General features: G+C 74.1%; 20 protein-coding genes and 1 tRNA gene. 17 read left to right on the forward strand and 4 right to left on the reverse strand.

Annotated elements, in window-relative coordinates:
- Positions 1–3: 3 nt before the first annotated feature.
- Both GA0074704_RS07610 and GA0074704_RS07615 read right to left on the reverse strand, forming a co-directional pair.
- Positions 4–1,416, reverse strand: a complete 1,413-nt coding sequence (locus tag GA0074704_RS07610) for a DUF6297 family protein (protein ID WP_088969837.1) — start codon at positions 1,414–1,416, stop codon at positions 4–6.
- A 1-nt stretch (position 1,417) separates the two neighbouring features.
- Positions 1,418–2,035, reverse strand: a complete 618-nt coding sequence (locus tag GA0074704_RS07615; protein ID WP_197697610.1) for an ABC transporter ATP-binding protein — start codon at positions 2,033–2,035, stop codon at positions 1,418–1,420.
- 425 nt (positions 2,036–2,460) lie between these two features.
- Between GA0074704_RS07615 and GA0074704_RS07620 the strand changes: the two genes are divergently transcribed.
- The 3 genes from GA0074704_RS07620 to GA0074704_RS07630 all read left to right on the forward strand — a co-directional run bounded on the left by GA0074704_RS07620 (position 2,461) and on the right by GA0074704_RS07630 (position 4,332).
- A complete protein-coding gene (locus GA0074704_RS07620; RefSeq protein WP_088969838.1) occupies positions 2,461–3,393 on the forward strand; it encodes a Ppx/GppA phosphatase family protein in 933 nt (310 codons plus the stop codon).
- A complete protein-coding gene (locus GA0074704_RS07625; protein WP_088969839.1) occupies positions 3,393–3,743 on the forward strand; it encodes a VOC family protein in 351 nt (116 codons plus the stop codon). Before GA0074704_RS07620 ends, GA0074704_RS07625 begins: the two co-directional genes overlap by 1 nt.
- A 124-nt stretch (positions 3,744–3,867) precedes the next feature.
- Complete coding sequence (locus GA0074704_RS07630) at positions 3,868–4,332, forward strand: LppU/SCO3897 family protein (protein WP_231926784.1); 465 nt, start codon at positions 3,868–3,870, stop codon at positions 4,330–4,332.
- A gap of 55 nt (positions 4,333–4,387) precedes the next feature.
- Here the strand turns inward: GA0074704_RS07630 and GA0074704_RS07635 are convergent, their stop codons facing one another.
- A complete protein-coding gene (locus GA0074704_RS07635) occupies positions 4,388–5,017 on the reverse strand; it encodes a LysE family translocator (RefSeq protein ID WP_088969840.1) in 630 nt (209 codons plus the stop codon).
- A gap of 78 nt (positions 5,018–5,095) precedes the next feature.
- On the opposite strand from GA0074704_RS07635, the gene GA0074704_RS07640 reads away from it, so the two are divergent.
- The 10 genes from GA0074704_RS07640 (at position 5,096) to GA0074704_RS07685 (ending at position 13,863) form a co-directional block, all read left to right on the forward strand.
- Positions 5,096–5,428, forward strand: a complete 333-nt coding sequence (locus tag GA0074704_RS07640; RefSeq protein ID WP_088969841.1) for a PadR family transcriptional regulator — start codon at positions 5,096–5,098, stop codon at positions 5,426–5,428.
- A complete protein-coding gene (locus GA0074704_RS07645; RefSeq protein ID WP_088969842.1) occupies positions 5,425–6,432 on the forward strand; it encodes an HAAS signaling domain-containing protein in 1,008 nt (335 codons plus the stop codon). Before GA0074704_RS07640 ends, GA0074704_RS07645 begins: the two co-directional genes overlap by 4 nt.
- Positions 6,433–6,616: 184 nt before the next feature.
- Positions 6,617–7,303 carry a dienelactone hydrolase family protein gene (locus GA0074704_RS07650; RefSeq protein WP_088969843.1) on the forward strand — a complete coding sequence of 229 codons (687 nt, stop codon included), beginning with the start codon at positions 6,617–6,619 and terminating at the stop codon, positions 7,301–7,303.
- Positions 7,296–8,036, forward strand: coding sequence for a uracil-DNA glycosylase (locus tag GA0074704_RS07655; RefSeq protein ID WP_331716649.1), 741 nt, complete (start codon positions 7,296–7,298; stop codon positions 8,034–8,036). The genes GA0074704_RS07650 and GA0074704_RS07655 overlap by 8 nt, the downstream gene beginning before the upstream one ends.
- An 18-nt stretch (positions 8,037–8,054) precedes the next feature.
- On the forward strand, positions 8,055–8,831 hold the full coding sequence (locus tag GA0074704_RS07660) for a DUF4129 domain-containing protein (protein WP_088969845.1): 777 nt from the start codon (positions 8,055–8,057) through the stop codon (positions 8,829–8,831).
- Positions 8,832–8,865: 34 nt separating this feature from the next.
- A complete protein-coding gene (locus GA0074704_RS07665; RefSeq protein WP_088969846.1) occupies positions 8,866–9,447 on the forward strand; it encodes a hypothetical protein in 582 nt (193 codons plus the stop codon).
- Positions 9,447–10,454, forward strand: coding sequence for an AAA family ATPase (locus tag GA0074704_RS07670; protein WP_088969847.1), 1,008 nt, complete (start codon positions 9,447–9,449; stop codon positions 10,452–10,454). Before GA0074704_RS07665 ends, GA0074704_RS07670 begins: the two co-directional genes overlap by 1 nt.
- Positions 10,454–11,848 carry a DUF58 domain-containing protein gene (locus GA0074704_RS07675; protein WP_088969848.1) on the forward strand — a complete coding sequence of 465 codons (1,395 nt, stop codon included), beginning with the start codon at positions 10,454–10,456 and terminating at the stop codon, positions 11,846–11,848. The genes GA0074704_RS07670 and GA0074704_RS07675 overlap by 1 nt, the downstream gene beginning before the upstream one ends.
- Positions 11,845–12,429: a hypothetical protein gene (locus tag GA0074704_RS07680; RefSeq protein WP_377471131.1), complete on the forward strand. Its 585-nt coding sequence runs from the start codon at positions 11,845–11,847 to the stop codon at positions 12,427–12,429. Before GA0074704_RS07675 ends, GA0074704_RS07680 begins: the two co-directional genes overlap by 4 nt.
- A 102-nt stretch (positions 12,430–12,531) precedes the next feature.
- Positions 12,532–13,863 (forward strand): NAD(P)/FAD-dependent oxidoreductase, encoded by a 1,332-nt coding sequence (locus GA0074704_RS07685; protein WP_088969850.1) that lies wholly within the window; start codon positions 12,532–12,534, stop codon positions 13,861–13,863.
- A 60-nt stretch (positions 13,864–13,923) separates the two neighbouring features.
- Here the strand turns inward: GA0074704_RS07685 and GA0074704_RS07690 are convergent, their stop codons facing one another.
- Positions 13,924–15,795, reverse strand: coding sequence for a hypothetical protein (locus tag GA0074704_RS07690; RefSeq protein ID WP_088969851.1), 1,872 nt, complete (start codon positions 15,793–15,795; stop codon positions 13,924–13,926).
- 102 nt (positions 15,796–15,897) lie between these two features.
- On the opposite strand from GA0074704_RS07690, the gene GA0074704_RS07695 reads away from it, so the two are divergent.
- From GA0074704_RS07695 to GA0074704_RS07710, 4 genes are all read left to right on the forward strand, one after another.
- Positions 15,898–15,978 (forward strand) — tRNA-Leu (locus GA0074704_RS07695).
- 111 nt (positions 15,979–16,089) lie between these two features.
- Positions 16,090–16,941 (forward strand): Bax inhibitor-1/YccA family protein, encoded by an 852-nt coding sequence (locus GA0074704_RS07700; protein ID WP_088969852.1) that lies wholly within the window; start codon positions 16,090–16,092, stop codon positions 16,939–16,941.
- A gap of 140 nt (positions 16,942–17,081) precedes the next feature.
- Positions 17,082–17,843, forward strand: coding sequence for a Bax inhibitor-1/YccA family protein (locus GA0074704_RS07705; RefSeq protein ID WP_088969853.1), 762 nt, complete (start codon positions 17,082–17,084; stop codon positions 17,841–17,843).
- 39 nt (positions 17,844–17,882) lie between these two features.
- The gene (locus GA0074704_RS07710; RefSeq protein ID WP_088969854.1) at positions 17,883–18,203 is read left to right on the forward strand and encodes a hypothetical protein; all 321 of its coding nucleotides are present in this window, start codon (positions 17,883–17,885) and stop codon (positions 18,201–18,203) included.
- Positions 18,204–18,219: the final 16 nt, after the last annotated feature.

Here is an 18,219-nt window from a genome sequence, read left to right on the forward strand (position 1 = left end):
CCGTCAGGTGAGCAGCAGTTGGACCAGGACCAGCACGGCCACCAGGTCGGGGCCGCGGACGACCCGGCGGACCAGGTCGACCGGGATCATCGCGAACGGGGTGTCCACGATCGGGCCGTCGTAGCGCATGGGCGGCCGGGTCGCGCTGCGGTAGGCGGCCGCCACGATCCCGGCCAGCAGCAGCCCGTCGACCGGACCCACCGTCGGTCGTACGACCGGGAGGGTCGCCGCGTACCAGACCAGCGCGCCGACGGCCGGCAGGACGACGTGCGCCAGCCGCAGCTCGGTGTCACTGCCACCCAGTGTGCGGCGCAGTCCGGCGGACCGGCTGATGGTGCGCAGGCCGCCGGTCAACCGGTCGACGGCGAGGTAGCCGAGCACCACCTGCCAGGAGCCGGCCGAGGCCGGTAGCGCCACCGCCGCGGCGTACATGGCCAGCAGCAGCGCCGCCCAGACCGGCAGCGCGCTGGGATGCCGACGCAGCCGGCGTGCCTCGGCCCGGACCAGCACGGCGAACCGCCCACCCCGGCGCAGCGGCCGGCCGGGTACCCGGCCGATCGCCCGCCACCGCCGGCTCTGCACCAGGTCCTCGATCATCGACGGGTCGAGCAGGACGGCCGCGCTCGTGGCGGCCCCGGCGAACTGCCCGCCGCTGATCAGGGAGGCCCGGTCGACGCCGCCGAGCGCCCGGTACGCCCACCGGACGGCCCACCCGGCGACCGGTACGCCGACCACGGCGACGGCGGCGGTGAGCGCCAGCGACAGCGGTGGGACCGGCCGGTCGAGGAGGTGGCCGGCGACCACGAGCAGCGCGACCGCTCCGGCCGAGCCGAGCAGCACCCGGTCGACGAGCCGGGCCCAGCGTGGATCCCGGGGCGCCGCCTGGGCGACCACCGCTCCGGCGACGGCGAGGGTTCCGCAGGCCGCCCCGGCCAGCGCCGACCAGAGCAGGTCGATGGGCCGGTCCGGGCCTCCGGCGACGGCGGCGCCGAGCCCGAGCAGTCCCGCGCCGAGGGCCGTCGTGCCGGCCAGCGCGGCGGCCCGGGGCAGCAGCAGGGCCGCCCGGTCCACCGGCGCGCTGAACAGCCAGGACTGGGCGGCCGGCGTCACCAGCAGGGGGCCGGCTGCCCGGAGGAGCCGCCAGGCCAGCCCGGTCGCGGCGAGCGCCGCGGCGACGGCGATCCAGTACCGCTCGCCCGGGTCGCCCGGTGCGCCGGCCGGCGAGTCGAGGTAGCGACGGATCCCGGTCAGCGCGAACCACCCGTACATCGCCACGAAGAGGACGACGACGTAGACGTCGGTGAGCACGTCGCCGAGCGACGTGTCGTGGTGCCGGCGGCGGGCCCGGCGCAGCCGGGCCCGGACCTGCCCGGCGCGGGGGGCGGGGCTCGGGGGAGCGCTGGTGGTCGCGGCCATCTCAGCCGCCGACCTCGATCCGGTCGTCGGCGACCTTGGCGATGAGGTCCGCGTCGTGCGAGGCCATCAGCACGGCCGTGCCGGCGGCCTTCTCCCGCAGCAGCCGGTCGGCCAGCCAGGCCCGGCCCCGGCCGTCGAGCCGCTGCTCGGGTTCGTCGAGCACCAGCAGGCGACGGGGGCGCACGAAGCACGACGCCAGGGTGAGCCGCTGGCGTTGCCCGCTGGAGAGGGTCACCGGGAGCTGGTCGGCGACCCGTTCCAGGTCCAGCTCGGCCAGGATCTCGGCGACCGGTTGCGCCGTGCCGCCGTGGGCGTACGCGACGAGCTCCAGGTGCTCGGTGACCGAGAGGTCCGGGAAGAAGTCGATGTCGTCGAGAGCGGCCGCCAGCACGGCACGTACCTCGGGGTCGGTCTCGTGGCAGGGTTTCCCGTCGATCAGCACCTCGCCCTCGTCGGGCCGGTCGGACCCGACGACGCAGCGCAGGAGGGTCGTCTTCCCGGAGCCGTTGGGGCCGGCCACGACGGCGAGCCGCCCGGCGGCCAGGCCGAAGTGCACGTCGTCCAGGACGACCAGCTCGCCGAAGCGGCGGGTGAGGCCCCGCACGGTGAGGATGTCCACGGCGCCCACTCTCGCACGACGTCGCCAGGCTGACGCTGCTGCGCCGGTGAACCTCGCTGACCACGTTGTGCACACGTCTCACCGACCCCGACCCGTCCCCCACGCGCCTTTGCTCTGCTGCCATCCGCGCGACAGTCACCGACGGTGAGTGGGGCTCGTGCCAGGCAGGCAGGTGACGGTCCAGCTCACCGCCGGTGTTGCATCCGCGGCAGCAGAGCAAAGGCGGGTGGTGAACGGTCGGCCACCCAGCCGGTCGTCGCGTTGGGTGACATTCGCGGCCGTTGCGGTGGGTGATCGGCAACGGGTCGAGGGTCGACCGGGTGGGCGGCCCGGGCACCGTCCGCGAGGGGTGTCTCCGGCCCGCCAGGTCGTTCGGGAAGGCGTCGACGGCCGCCTGCCGTAGGGTTGCTGCCGTGACGACGCGCGTGGCCGCCATCGACTGCGGGACCAACTCGATCCGACTGCTGGTCGCCGACCTGCCCGACCCGACCGCCGGACCGGAGGCGCCGCTGCGCGACCTGAGCCGCCGGATGGAGATCGTCCGGCTCGGCCAGGGCGTCGACCGGACCGGCCGGCTGGCCCCGGAGGCGATCGAGCGGACCCGGGTCGCGCTGGCCGACTACGCCACCGAGATCGAGAAGCTCGGCGCGGAACGGGTGCGGATGTGCGCCACCTCCGCCTCCCGGGACGCCTCCAACGCGGCGGACTTCCAGGCCATGGTGGAGCAGACCCTCGGCGTGCCGCCCGAGGTGGTCACCGGCGACGAGGAGGCGCGGCTCTCCTTCACCGGGGCGGTGCGCGGCCTGCCTGCCGACGCCCGGCCGCCGTACCTGGTGGTGGACATCGGGGGCGGCTCCACCGAGTTCGTGGTGGGCACCCGCGAGTCCGGGGTGGAGGCGGCGATCTCGATGGACATCGGCTGCGTCCGGATGACCGAACGGCACCTGCACGGCGACCCGCCGAACCTGGACGAGGTCGCCGCGGCGCAGGCCGACATCGCGGTCGCGGTGGACCGCGCCCTGGCCGCCGTGCCGGGCCGGGAGGCCGCCACGCTGGTCGGGCTCGCCGGTTCGGTCACCACCGTCGTCGCGATCGCCCAGGGCCTGACCGGGTACGACCCGGAGCGCATCCACCACGCCCGGGTGTCATACGACCAGGTGGCCGAGGTGACCGCCGACCTGCTGGGCAGGACCCGCGAGCAGCGGCTGGCCATCCCGGTGATGCACCCGGGACGGGCGGACGTGATCGGGGCGGGTGCGCTGGTGCTGCGGGTGATCATGGAGCGGGCCGGGATGTCGTCGGTGGTCGCCTCCGAGCACGACATCCTCGACGGCATCGCCTGGAGCCTCCAGGGCTGATGGCGGTCAGGCGGATCAAGCCGAACATCCTCGCCGGTGACCTCGCGGTCAGCCGGCGCTTCTACACCGACCTGATCGGGCTGGACGACCTCGGCGGGATGGACTGGATCCGGTTCCTGGGCGGTGGCAGCCGCGAGGTCCAGCTCTCGGTGATGGCGCTCGACGTCCATGCCGGTGTCCACGCCGACGTATCGATCGAGGTGGACGACGTCGACGAGGTGCACGCCCGGTGCGTGGCGGCCGGCGCCGAGATCGTCTATCCGCTGACCGACGAGCCGTGGGGGCTGCGCCGGTTCTTCGTCCGGGACCCGGACGGCACGGTCGTCAACGTGACCCGGCACGGGGAGTAGCGGTCTCGCTGAGAGAAAGCTGTAAAAGCTGAGAAATAGCTGAACGGATGAGCCCGAAGGGGCGGTGCCGGCGAACTTGATCACCTACGGTGTCGTCTGCTCGTCCCCTTCGGAAGGAAATTCTGTGTCAGAGCAGGTCGCACCGCCCTCCTCGCCGTACCCCGGCCAGCCCGACCCGGCCGTGCCGGCGCCGCCGGCCGAGCCGGCCAAGAAGTCCGGCGGGCGCAAGGTGCTCAGCATCCTCGGCGTCATCCTCGCCGTCCTCGCCTTCGGCGCGTTCAAGTTCGGCGTGAAGTCCTACCTGAACCGCGACGAGACCGCGGACGCCAAGGCCGGCGACTGCCTCGCCGAGCTGCCCAAGATGGTCGGCGACAAGCAGGAGTCCGCCGACGACGCCAAGGTCGTCGAGTGCACCTCCACGGACGCCGCCTACGACGTGGTCGGCCGCGTCGAGAACCAGACCGAGGCGCAGGCCGCGTCCGGCGAGGGCTGCGACAAGTTCATCAAGGAGGGGCAGGACGGCTACGTCTTCTCCAACATCGAGCGGGGCGGCAAGGGCTACGTGCTCTGCCTGACCAAGCACGCCTGATCCAGGCTCGATCCGTCGACGGCGGCACGGTGCGTCCGTGCCGCCGTCGACGTGCCTAGAGCCGTTCGGTGGCCAGCCGGGCGCTGAAGCCGAGCAGCGCCGTGCCGGTGAACGCGTCCATCCCGCGCCGCACCCGGCGGCGGGACAGCACGGCGCGTACCCGGTCCAGGGCCCCGACCAGCACCGTCAGGTAGGTCAGCGAGAGCGCGGCGTGGCTGAGCGCGAAGGCCAGCAGCACGCCCAGCGGCGCGGAGCCGCCGACGAACTGCGGCAGCACGGCCAGATAGAACGCCAGCACCTTGGGGTTGGTGATGTTGGACAGGAAGCCCTGCCGGAAGCCGGTCACCGCCTCCCCGGGCGGGACCGTCCCGCCGGCGTCCGGCAGCGGGTACCGGCCGCGCCAGGCCGACCGCCAGGCCTGCACCCCGAGGTACGCCAAATAGGCCACGCCCGCCCAGCGGATGGTCTCGAACAACGGCTGGGAGCGGACGATCAGCGTCCCCAACCCGGCCGCCGCCGCGGTGCCCTGGAGCGCGTTGGAGCTGGCCACCCCGGCGGCGCTCCACCTGCCCCGGCGTCGTCCGGCGGCGAGCGTGTTCCGGGTGACCACCGCGAAGTCCGGCCCCGGGATCAGCACCAGTACGGCGGCGAAGGCCAGGAACGTTCCGTAGCTGCTCCACGACATGCCCCGACCCTATGCCCGCACCGTCGGGCGGTAGCGCGCTCTTGACGGTACTGCGCAATCCACACTACTGTTCGATGCGTGGACACCACACAGCTGCTCAAGGGCGTGCTCGACCTGGCGGTGCTCGCCGTCCTGCGGGAAGAGGACGGCTACGGCTACGACATCCTGCGCCGGCTGCGCGAGGCCGGCCTGGAGGAGGTGGGCGACGCGTCGGTCTACGGCACGCTGCGCCGCCTCTTCGCCGCCGGCCTGCTGACCACGTACGTCGTGCCCAGCGAGTCCGGCCCGCACCGCAAGTACTACGCGCTCAACGCCGCCGGCCGCGACCAGCTCGCCCGCTCCGGCAAGACCTGGCGCTCCTTCGCCACCACCATGGACGCACTGCTCGACGATCGGGGGATGGCGGCATGACCGTCACTGAGCAGGACATCACGGACTACGTCGACCGAGTCCGGGCCGCGCTGGCCGACCTGCCGCCCGCCGTGCGGGACGAGTTGACCGAGGACCTGCCCGAACATCTGACCGAGGTCGCCGCCGAGGCGGACGGCACCCTGGTCGACCGGCTCGGCGAGCCCGAGGCGTACGCCGCCGAACTGCGGGTCGCGGCCGGCGCCACCGGGCCGCGCGCCGGGGTCCGGCGGGGTGACCGGATGGCCGCCGCCGCGGGCCGGCTGCGCGCCCGGCTGGCCCGGCTCGACGTCCGGATCGGCCCGCTCCTCGGGTACGCCACGGCCGGCGAGTTCCTCCGGCTGCTCCGACCGGCTTGGTGGGTGCTGCGCGGCTACCTCGCCGCGGCCCTGATCGGCGTGCTGCTCAGCGGCCAGCTTGCCCTGCTGCCCCGCCCGTTCGGCAGCGCCCTCGGCGGGCTGCTGCTGATCGTGATCGCCGTCCCGCTGTCGGTCTCCCTCGGCCGCCGGGCCGGCGAGCTGCGCCGCTGGCCGCGCCGCCTGATGCAGGTCGGCGCGGTCGTGCTGGCCTGCTTCGGTCTGCTGATGGTCGCCGTGACCGACCAGCAGCAGGGCCCCGACGGGCCGGTCAGCTACTACCCGGTGGAGAACCCGTACGACACCGTGCAGGACGTCTACGTCTACGACGGCGAGGGGAAACTGGTCCCCAACGCGCGACTGTTCGACCAGGACGGTTCGCCGATCCGACTCGGCTACCCCGACTGTGCCGAACCCGGCCAGGAGGACGAGGCGGTGCGCGGCGGCTACCCGTACTGCCCGGAGCGGGCACCGTTCGGCCCGCGGCCGGTCCCGTCGCTGACGCCGCCCGACGCGGGACCGGCGCCGGCGCCCACGACGGCACCGGGCGGGGCGCCGCCCGCGAGCCCGGCACCGGCCACCAGCAGCGCGCCCGCCCCGACGGCGGTGCCGCCCGCCACCACCGGTCCGGCCGTGGGGCCGACCCGCTGAGTCCCGCCCGAGGGGCGCCCGCCGACCGGCGGGCGCCCCTCGCGTCCGCGTCCATCCGGCGAACGGGAGGTGAATGCCACTCTTCGTGCGTCTTCCGTGGCGTGCCGGCGGCGTGGCAGGCTACCGGCACGTAGGACCACTGGGCGACCAGCCAACGATGACTGACCGCTAGGAGGACGGGCTCATGGGCGAGATGGTGAGCTTCACCAGCAACGGAGGGACGAGCGAGGGGTATCTCGCGATACCCTCCGCCGGTGGGGCCAGCCCGGCGGTCATCGTCATCCAGGACTGGTGGGGCCTCGTGCCCCACATCCGGGCGGTGGTGGACCGCTTCGCGGACGCCGGCTTCGTCGCCCTCGCACCCGACTTCCGGCACGGACAGCCGGCCGCCAAGCCGGACGAGCCGCACCGCATGTTGAACGCCACGCAGATGGACGAGGCCGGCCGGGACATCGCCGCCGCGGCGGAATACCTCGCCGGCCGGTCCGAGGTCACCGGCAAGGTCGGCTGCGCCGGCTTCTGCGCCGGGGCGAGCCTGGCGCTCTGGTCCGGGGCGCTGTCGGAGCGGATCGTCGCCACCGCCGGCTTCTATCCCCGGCTGCCCTGGGAGGGCATGCGCGCCGACTGGCCGGACTACGCCGGCAAGGCGGCCCTCATCCACTGCGCCGAGGCCGACGGCACCTCCGCCGACCCGGGCGTACAGGCCGCCCGGTCGGCGATCGAGGCGGCCGGCGGCACCTGCGCCCTGCACGACTACCCGGGCACCGCGCACGCGTTCTTCAACGAGGACCGGCCGGAGAAGTTCGACCAGCGGGCCGCCGCCACCGCCTGGGCCCGCACCCTGGAACACTTCCGGGCCAAGCTTGGCTGAGTCGCGTACCCCCGCACAGGTGGTCGCCCGCGCCGCGCGGGCGACCGACCTGGCCGACCTCGACGGCGCGGTCAGCGACTGTTTCGCCTGCCCCCGGCTGGTCGCCTGGCGGGAGGAGGTGGCCCGCACCAGGCGGGCCGCCTTCCGGGATCAGCACTACTGGGGCCGCCCGGTGCCCGGCCTCGGCGCCGCCGACGCCCGGATCGCCATCCTCGGCCTGGCGCCGGCCGCGCACGGCGGTAACCGCACCGGACGCATCTTCACCGGCGACCGCTCGGGGGACGTGCTCTTCGCCGCGCTGCACCGGGCCGGCCTGGCCAACCAGCCGACCAGCGTCGCCGCCGACGACGGGCTGACCCTGCGGGACACCAGGATCTTCGCCGCGGTGCGCTGCGCCCCGCCGGACAACAAGCCCACCCCGCCGGAGCGGGACACCTGTGCGCCCTGGCTGCACCGCGAGCTGACGCTGATCCGCCCCACGCTGCGCGTCGTCGTCGCGCTCGGCGCGTTCGCCTGGGCCGCCTGGTGGCCGGCGCTGCGCGCGGTGTACGGGGTGCGCCCGACCAGCCCGCGACCGGCATTCGGCCATGGGGCACACTGGTCCGGCACGGCCGCACCCGATCTGCTCGGTTGCTACCACGTCAGCCAGCAGAACACCTTCACCGGGCGGCTGACGCCAGAGATGCTGGACGATGTGTTCACCCGGGCGAAACTGCTGGCCGGGGCGGACTGACCTACGGGGGCGGTGGCGATGACCGACGGCACGCGTGCGCCCGACGTCGCCCCGTCCCGGCGGCGTCCGTCGGCCCGCGGTCTGATCCGTCGCTGGTGGCCGGTCGGGGTGGTCGCGGCGCTGCTGGTGCTGGCCGCCGCGGCGGCCGGGCACTCCTCGCTGGGCGCGACCCGGGTGCCGCCGGTGTCCGACACCATCCCCTACGTGCCGGATTACCCGAGCACCGAGCCGAGTCCGTTCGAGCCGCGCGAGGCGGGCGAGGCGACCCAGGTGCACATTCCCCAGTGGATCGCCACCGTCGCCATCGCACTGCTCGCGCTGGGCATCCTGCTGGCGGTCGGCTACGTCGGCTGGCTGCTGATGCGCGGGGCGATCAACCGGACCACCCGGGCCGTCCCGGTGCAGCGGGCCCGGCGTACCGCCCGGGGCACCGCCGCCGAGGTGGTCGCCGCGTTGGACGCCGGCCTGGTCGAGCTGGACGACCGGGACACCGACCCGCGTACGGCGGTGATCGCCTGCTGGGTACGCCTGGAGGAGGCGGCCACCGAGGCGGGCGTGCCGAAGCTGGCCGGGGACACCCCGACCGACCTGGTCACCCGGCTGCTGCGCGGTGACCCGGCCGCCGGCGTGCCGGCGATCGCCAGCGGTGACGTGCTGGCCGAGTTCGCCCACGTCTACCGGGAGGCCCGGTACGCCACCCACGCCGTGGACGGGCGCACCCGGGACCAGGCCCGCGCGGCGCTGCGTCGACTGCGCGGCGAGCTGACCGCCGTGGCCGAGGAGCCCGCGCCGTGATCCGACGACCGGCTGGACGGCCCGGGAGGCGCCGGTGAGCACCAGCATCGAGGAGCTGCTCCGGTTCGAGGAGGAGCGTCCGCCGGACGGGGAAGCGGAACGCCAGGGCTGGCTGCGGCCGGTGCTGCGGATCCTCGCCGGCGCCGTGGCGATCGTCGCGGTGGCGTTGGTCGCGTTGCGTACGGTCGGCCTCCAGGTGTCGATCCCGGTGCTGGCGGCCGGCGCGCTCGCCGTCCTCGGGGTCCGCCGGGTGACCGCCGCCCTGTCGCCGCCACCACCGCCGGCCGGGGGTGGCCGGATCGGCGGCGGCGAGGAGGAAGGCCTCTACAACTGGGGTGCCCGGGACGCGCTGAACGCCGCCGTCAAGCGGTGGGAGACGCCGCTGGACTGGTCGGCCAGCCGCCCGGAGCGATTCGCCTCCACCGTCCTGCCCCGGTTGGCCGAGCTGGCCGACGAACGGCTGCGCCAGCGCCACGGGACCACCCGCGAGTCGGACCCGGCTCGCGCCCGTGAGCTGCTGGGTGAGCGGCTCACGGCGTTCCTGGACAACCCTCCCCGCCGCCCCCCGTCGCCGCGCGACCTCGCGGTGATCGTCGCCGAACTGGAGAAGATCTGATGAACGACGCGCAGCGCACGATCTCCGCCGCGGAGGTGGGTCACCTGGCCCGAAGGGTGCTCGACGCGGTCGGCTCGGTCGTGGTCGGCAAGCGGGAGACCCTGGAGCTGGTCCTCTCCGGCATCCTGGCCGGCGGCCACGTGCTGCTGGAGGACCTGCCGGGCCTGGGCAAGACGCTCACCGCCCGCTGCTTCGCCCAGGCGCTGGGGCTGGACTTCCGCCGCCTCCAGTTCACCCCCGACCTGCTCCCCGCCGACGTCACCGGCTCCTTCCTGTACGACCAGAGCAGCGGCGACTTCTCCTTCCGGGCCGGTCCGATCTTCACCAACCTACTGCTGGCCGACGAGATCAACCGCACCCCGCCGAAGACCCAGTCGGCGCTGCTGGAGGCGATGCAGGAGAAGCAGGTCTCGGTGGAGGGCGTCACCTACCGGCTGGACGAGCCGTTCCACGTGCTGGCCACCGCCAACCCGATCGAGTACGAGGGCACCTACCCGCTGCCCGAGGCGCAGCTGGACCGGTTCCTGCTCCGGGTCTCCTTCGGTTACCCGGAGCGCGACGACGAGTACGACGTGCTGCGCCGCCGGATGTCGCGCCGCCGGGAGGAGGCCGAGATCAAGCCGGTGGTGGACGCGGCGACGCTGCGGGCCATGCAGGCCGCCCTGGAGGACGTGGTGGTGGAGGACTCCGTCGGCCGGTACATCGTCGAGCTGACCGCCGCCACCCGCGAGCACCCGTCGGTGCTGGTCGGGGCGTCGCCGCGTGGTTCGCTGGCGCTGCTGCTGCTGGCCCGCGCCCGGGCGGTGCTGGCCGGCCGGGACTACGTGGTGCCGGAGGACGTGAAGGAGGTGGCGGTGCCGGCGCTGGCGCACCGGATCACCCTGCGTCCGGAGATGTGGCTGCGCCGGGTCGACCCGTCCTTCGTGGTCGGTGAGGTGCTGGAGCAGACCCCGGCCCCGGCCAGCGGCGCGCTGCCCAGCTACGCGGCCGGTCGGCCCGGGCACTGATGACGGCGCCGACCGTGTCGGAGGAGGAGTTGCCGGTCGAGCCGGAGCCCGCCGCGGGTTGGGCGCCCACCCGGGCGCTGGGCCGGGCCGTGCTCGTCACCGGCCTGCTGCTGATCGCCGGAGTGCTGCTCGGCCGGGTGGACCTGGTGGTGCTGGCCGCGCCGTTCGCGCTGGGCACCGCGTACGCGTTGCGCCGCCGGCCGACCGCGGCGCCGCAGCTCTGGCTCACCGGGGACGAGGCGCAGCTGGTCGAGGGGGGCGAGCTGGCCGGCACGGTGACGGTGGGCAACCCGGACACCATCGGGTACGACGTGGCCGTGGTGCGGGCCCGGGTCTCGCCGTGGCTGCACGTCACCCGGGCGAGTTTCGCCGGCGCGGTGACGGACCTGTCCCGGGCGGGCGGCGCGGACCGTCCCTTCGTGACGACGGTGCCCACCAGGGCGGCGGTCGACCTGGAGCTGGGCGGGGTGGCCCGGCGCTGGGGTCGGCACCCGGTCGGTCCGGCCGGCACCCGGGTTGCCGCCGCGGACGGCCTGCTGCTCTCCCCGGTGGTGGCCACCGAGCCGGTGCGGGTGCGGGTGTACCCGAGGACCGAGCCGTTCAAGGCGGTGGAGGCGATGCCGCGGGCCGCCGGCCTGGTCGGCGCGCACCACTCGCGGCGGCCGGGGGAGGGCGGCGAGCTGGCCGGGGTACGGGTCTTCGGCCCGGGCGACCGGCTGCGCCGGATCGACTGGCGGGTCTCGCTGCGGGCCCGGCAGCTGCACGTGGCGTCCACCCTCTCCGACCGGGACGCCGAGGTGGTGGTCCTGCTCGACGTGCTCGCCGAGACGGGCCGTTCGGGCGGGGTGGACGGCGCGGCGTCGGTGCTGGACACCACGGTCCGGGCGGCCGCCGCGATCGGCGAGCACTACCTGCACCGCGGTGACCGGGTGGCGATGCTGGAGTACGGGCCGGCGGCCCGGCGGCTGCGCCCGGCCACCGGCCGGCGGCAGTACCTCACCCTGCTGGAGTGGCTGCTCGACGTGCGCGCCGAGTCCTCTCCGCACGAGCCGTACGACCAGGTCTTCGGTCCGCAGCTGCTGTCGGCCGACGCCCTGGTGGTGGTGCTCACCCCGCTGCTGGACGAGCGGTCGGCGCAGATGCTGGCCCGGCTGGCCCGTGGTGGGCGGTTCGTGGTGGCGGTGGACACGTTGCCGGCCGACCTGCCGCCGCCCGGCCGGCAGGGCTGGGCCGAGGTGGCGTTCCGGCTGTGGCGGTTGGACCGGGACACGATGATCGGCCAGTTGCGGGAGCACGGCGTCCCGGTGGTGCGTTGGGCGGGCGCGGGCAGCCTGGACCAGGTGCTGCGGGACGTGGCCCGGCTGGCCACCGCACCGAGGATCGGTGGCCGATGAGCATGGACGATCCCGGCGTCGTCGGCGCGGTGACGCAGCGGGTTCGGGCGGTACGCTCCGGAATCAACCGGATCAGCCTGTTGCCACTGCTCGTCCGGTTCCTGGTGTTCCTCACCGCGTTCGCCTCCTTCCTGCTGGCCTTCCCCGGTGAGCTGCTGATGGGGCGCGGGTTGCTGGCGCTGCTGGTGGCCGCGGTCCTGCCGGCGCTCGGCCCGCGCCGGGTGTGGCCCACCGCCGCCGTGCTGGTCGCGGTGGGCGGCTGGCTGCTCAGCACCGCCGGCTACGGCCAGCGGCCCGAGCTGTGGCGGCTGCTCGGCCTGGCCACCACGCTCTACCTGACGCACAGCTTCTGCGCGTTGGCCGCGCTGCTGCCCTACGACGCGGTGGTCGACCCGACGGTGCTGGTGCGCTGGGTCACCCGGGCCGGCGCGGTGGTGCTGGCCGGCGCGGTGCTCGGGGTGTTGCTGATGGAGGCGGGCGGTCTCGGCCCGGGTGGGGGGTTCCGCGCCGTCACGGTCGCGGGTCTGCTGGTGGCGGTGGGTCTGGCGGCGCTGCTGGGCTGGCTGTTGCGTCGCAGATAGCGGGACGGCTCCGAGCGTTGCGCAGGTCACAGGGGTTGTGCTCCGTCACAGATGGGGGTCCGGAGCGGGATTACCCGAGCCGCCCGGGGAAAGATAGATGACGTGAACCCGAAGCGGATCCTTGTCGTTGGTGCCGGGCACGTTGGCCTGTACGCCGCTCTGCGCCTGTCCAAGAAGCTGAGCTCTCGTGAGGCCGAGGTCATCGTCGTCGACCCGCAGCCGCACATGACCTACCAGCCGTTTCTCCCCGAGGCGGCGGCGGGCAACATCTCGCCCCGGCACTCCGTTGTGCCGCTGCGGCGGGAGTTGCGCAAGTGTCGGGTCGTTGCGGGCGCGGTGACGCGGATCGACCACGACCGGAAGGTCGCGGTGGTCCAGCCGATCGTCGGCCCGACCCGGGAGATCGCGTACGACCACGTGGTGGTGGCGCCGGGTTCGGTCTCCCGCACCCTGCCGATCCCGGGCCTGCACGAGCAGGGCATCGGGTTCAAGACCATCGGTGAGGCGATCTTCCTCCGTAACCACGTGCTGGACCGGCTCGACGTGGCGGCCGCCACGACCGACCCGGAGGTGCGGCGTCGGTCGCTGACGTTCACCTTCGTCGGCGGTGGCTACGCCGGCATCGAGGCGCTGGCCGAGATGGAGGACATGGCGCGGGACGCCCTGCGCTACTACCCCGAGCTCGAGCCGGAGGACATGCGCTGGGTGCTGGTCGAGGCGACCAACCGGGTGCTGCCCGAGGTCGACCGGGACATGGGCGCCTACACCGTGCAGCAGCTGCTCAAGCGGAACATGGACATCCGGCTGGACACCCGCCTGGAGTCCTGCGTCGACGGGGTGGTCAAGCTCTCCGACGGTGACAGCTTCCGCTCGGACACCATCGTCTGGACGGCGGGCGTGAAGCCGTCGCCGATGCTGGACGCCACCGACTTCCCGCGCGACGAGCGCCGTCGGGTCACCTGCCTGCCCACCCTCCAGGTGGTGGACGGCGACCGGGTGATCGAGGGCGCGTGGAGCGCCGGCGACTGCGCCGCCGTGCCGGACCTGACCAAGGAGCCGGGCAACTTCTGCTCGCCGAGCGCGCAGCACGCGGTCCGGCAGGCCGCCCGGATGGCCGACAACATCGCCCTGGTGATCCGCGGGCGGGAGCCGGTCGACTACAAGCACAAGCACGCGGGCAGCGTCGCCAGCCTCGGCCTGCACAAGGGCGTCGCCCAGGTGTACGGCGTCAAGATGACCGGCTGGCCGGCGTGGTTCATGCACCGGACGTACCACATGAGCCGGATCCCGTCGTTCAACCGCAAGGTGCGCGTGGTGGTCGACTGGTCGCTGGCGTTCTTCCTCAAGCGTGAGGTGGTCGCGCTCGGCCAGCTGCACGACCCGCGTGAGGAGTTCGTCGAGGCGTCGCAGCCGGTCGGCGCCCCGCGGGTCTGACCGAGGCGTCACGAAAGGGCCCTTCCCCGACGGGGGGAGGGCCCTTCGTCGTGTCCGGGCTCAGAGCCGCCAGGTCCAGGCGTCGGAGACCCGGGTGGCCGGGCCGTAGAGCTGCTCCAGGGTGGCGAGCAGGCGCGGCGCGTTCGGGGTGCCGTCGGCGAGCGCGATGCAGGACGCCTGCCAGTAGTCGGCGTCCTCGGCGGCCTGCCGGCGCTGCTGCTCACCGATGACCGGCTGCCGGCCGCGCTGGGCGACGTCGGCCAGCAGCGCGGAGGTGGGCCGCTTGTAGATGCCCATCGCCGCGGTGCCGTCCCGCCCGTACGGGCCGATGAAGAAGCCCTCGGGCAGCGCGAAGCCGGCGTCGGCGGCGGCTGCCCAGCGCATCGGCCACGGGTCCTTCGGGGTGGGCGGCGGCACCGGCACCAGCACCCCGCCGGGGCGTACGCACTGGCGCCAGTGCCCGGCGGTGACGAACTCGGGCAGCGGCGGGCGGTCGGCGGTGGGCAGCGGCATCGGCACCACCGGTAGCAGCGCCACCGCGACCACCGCCGGGACCACCCAGCGGGCCGGGCCGGTCTCGCCGAGCGCCCGGTGCACGGCCAGCGCCAGCAGGGTGCCGAGCAGCGGCAGCACCGCCAGCGCGAACCGCATCGGCAGCGCGCCGTCGACCACCGGCAGGCCGAGCAGCAGGGTGTACGGGCCGGGCAGGCGGCTGCGCTCGCCGGCCAGGACCAGCTCGGGGCCGAGGGAGAACGCCGCCATCACCACGGCGGCCAGGAAGCACGCCACGACCAGCGGTCGACGGCCCAGCCACAGGGCGCAGCCGGCGGACACGACCAGCAGTGCCGGGCCGAGGAAGGCGTTGTACTCGGCCGGGCCGCTGGTCAGCCCCGCGGACGAGTCGCTGCCGCCGACCGAGAGCGGGGAGAGCGTCCACCAGCTGGTCAGGTCGGCGGAGAAGTAGTGCGGGCTGAACATCCCGTCGGCGACCCCCTGCGGTCCGGCGAACTGGAACCACAGCGGGTACGCCAGCACCAGCCCGGACAGGCCGGCGGCGAGCAGCAGGCCACCGGCGAGGCCGGGCAGCACCCGGCGGGCGAGGTGGCGGTCGGCCACGGCGTACCCGATGGTCATGATCAGCAGGGTGAGCGCGGCGAGGAAGAGGACCTCCTCGCCGATGAAGACCTGGACGGTGACCACGACGGCCAGGCCGAGCGCGGAGGTGACCACCCGGCGCCGGTCCGGTCCGGCGCCGTCCGGGCGGCGCAGCGGGTCGGCTGCCCGGACCAGCCGGACCACCAGCCAGACGATCACCGGGACCAGCCACTGCGCGGTCATGTGCAGGTGGCTGTTGGTCTGCGAGACCATGCCGGGGCCGAAGCCGCAGAGGGTGGCGCCGACCACGGCGGCGGCCCGGCGCACCCGGACGGTGCGGTGCAGGAGGAGGTACCAGGCCAGCGCGGTGCCGGCGAGGTTGAGGCCGGCCAGCAGGGCGAAGGTGACCGGGGCGCCGAGCAGCAGGGTGACCGGGGCGAACAGCATCCCGAGCGCGATGACCGAGGTGTTGGCCATCATGTTCACCCCGTCGGGGGCGTTGAGCAGCTCGGTGAGCAGGTGCAGGTCGCCGCGGAGCGCGCGGGCGTCGACGGCCAGGAACCACTCGTAGAGGGTCTGGTCGGCGGGGTTGAGGGCCAGCATCCGACCGTTGGGGTTCGGCCACAGGCCGTGGGTGAGCCAGGCCGCGGCCAGCAGGAAGGCCAGCCCCACCAGCAGGTCGCGCCGGTGCCGTCGGGCCGCGGCGGCCAGCCGGCCGGCCCGCCGCCGGAGGGCGGCGACCGGGCGCGCGGACCGGGCCGGGGCGGCCGGCGGGTCGGCGGGACGGGGTTCCGTGGCCGGGGTGGCGTCGGGAGCCGGCGGGGCTGTGCTGGTCACGGCCTCGACCCTAACGGGGGGCCCGCCGGGGTACGCCGGGTGGCGGCCCAACGGCTACCGTGTGACTGCACCGGCACATCACGGACGGGTCCGGTGTCGCCCGCCCGGGTGGTGGAACGGCAGACACGGCCGCCTTAAAAGCGGCTGCCGCAAGGCGTGCGGGTTCGACCCCCGCCCCGGGCACCGAGACTCTCAGCTTTCCCACAGCTTGGCGTTCGGCGCGCGGTATCTGTGCCCTCTACGCTAGAGAGTGCACGTTCCACGTGCGACGACCCCCTGAGGGAGGCCAGAGAAGTGAAGACCACGAACCCGGTGCTCGCCCGGCTCGGCCAGGCGGCCGAGCGGGAGCGGGCGGCCGGGTACGCCCAGCCCGGGCCGTACGGACAGCCCGGTTACCCGCAGCAGCCTGGTTACCCCCAGCAGTCTGCGCCGTACCAGCAGTACCCGATCGGGGCCGGCTATCCGGCGGCCCCGCCCACCGTGACCCCGATGACCCTGGACGACGTGGTCGTCAAGACGGTCACGTTGCTCGCCATCCTCGGCGCCTCCGCGGCCGCCGCCTGGATCCTCGTGCCGGACGCCCTGGTCGGCGTCGCCTGGATCGGCGCGGCCGTCGTCGGCCTGGCGCTGGGCCTGATCATCTCGTTCTCGCGGATGGCGAACCCCGCCCTGGTGGTGGCGTACTCGATCGTCGAGGGCGTCTTCGTCGGCATGGTCAGCAAGGCGTTCAACTCGCTCTACGACGGCATCGTGCTCCAGGCCGTGGTGGCGAGCTTCGGCGTCTTCTTCCTGATGGCGATGATCTACAAGGCGCGGATCATCCGGGCCACCCCGAAGTTCGCCCGGATCATGGTTTCGATCATGGTGGGTCTCTTCGCGGTCATGCTGATCAACCTCGTGTTCGCGCTCTTCGGCGTCAACACCGGTCTGCGTGACGGCAGCCCGCTGGCCATCGGCTTCAGCCTGGTCTGCATCGTGGTGGCGTCGCTGAGCTTCGTGCTCAACTTCGCCGACATCGAGAACGGCGTCCGGATGGGCCTCCCGCAGCGCTACTCGTGGACCGCCGCCTTCGGCATCGTCGTCGGCCTGGTCTGGCTCTACATCGAGATCCTGCGCCTGCTCAGCTACTTCCAGGGCGACGACTGACCCTCGCCGCTCCCGGACAACCGGCGCCCGTCCCCGCACACCGCGGGGGCGGGCGCCGTCGTCGTTGCGGCGGTTCACCCGCCGGCCGGGGCCCGCGCGGGGCAGAGTGACGGCGAGGGGGTACGTCGGAGGAGGTAGCGGTGCCCAGTGCCAATCCCGTGCTCAACCGGCTCGACCAGACCGTCGGGGCGGACCGGCGCGCCTCCCCGGTGACAGGCGTCGCGGAGGCGATGACCGTCGACGACGTGGTGACCCGCACCGTCGGGCTGCTGCTGCTCACCGGGGCCACCGCGGCCGTCGCGTGGGTGGTCGTACCGCAGGCGGTGTGGTTGCCCGCCGCGCTGGCCGGCGGTGCGCTGGCCGGGATCGCCCTGGTCCTGGTGATCTCGCTGCGGGCCAGCACCAACCCGGCCCTGATCGCCGGGTACGCCGTCCTCCAGGGGCTGCTGCTGGGGGTGGCCAGCCGAGCCTTCGAGCTGATCTATCCGGGCATCGTCGCGCAGGCCGTGGTCGGCACGTTCGGGGTGTTCCTCGGCATGGCCCTGCTCTATCGCGCCCGGGTGGTCCGGGCCACCCCGCGGCTGGCCCGGCTGGTCGTCGGCACGCTGATCGGGATCGTCGCGATCAGCGTGGTCAACCTGATGACGTACCTGGTCACCGGGCGGCAGGGCGTCGAGGTCTACAGCCTCAGCGCCCGGGTCGGCTGGCTGCCGTACGTCTTCTCGGTGGTGGCGATCATCGCCGGGGCGTTCAGCTTCGTCCTCGACTTCGACCTGGTGGAACGCTCGGTGCGGGCCGGCCTGCCCCGCCGGTACGCCTGGTTCTGCGCCTTCGGGCTCCTCGCCGGCCTGGTGTTCCTCTACTGGCAGCTGCTCCGCCTGCTCAGCTACGTCCGCCGGTAGGGAGGGCACCCGCGGGTGGGGTCCGTAGACTCGACGGCGATGAGCGCAGCGGAACTGGACCGGGCGGTGGAGCTGCTGGTCCGCCAGGTCGGGCACTGGCAGCACCCCAGGTGGGCGGCGAGCGCCGCCGGTGGCAACGCGTCCCGGGCGGACCTGGTGCACAAGCTGGTCCAGGAGATCGCCAACCTGGCGGCCGACGCCGAGGGGGAGCCCCGGCGGACGGTGCCCCGGCTCGACAACGACCTCGCCCTGCCCGACCAGCTCCGGGTGGTGGCCGCCGACCTGGTCGCGGCGACCCCGGCCGACGACGTCCTGGCCGCCGCCGCGGCGGCGGTGACCGCCACCCGCTCGACCCTCTGACAGTTCCACCCCCGCC

It is taken from the genome of Micromonospora siamensis (assembly GCF_900090305.1).
GTDB classification, from domain to species: domain Bacteria; phylum Actinomycetota; class Actinomycetes; order Mycobacteriales; family Micromonosporaceae; genus Micromonospora; species Micromonospora siamensis.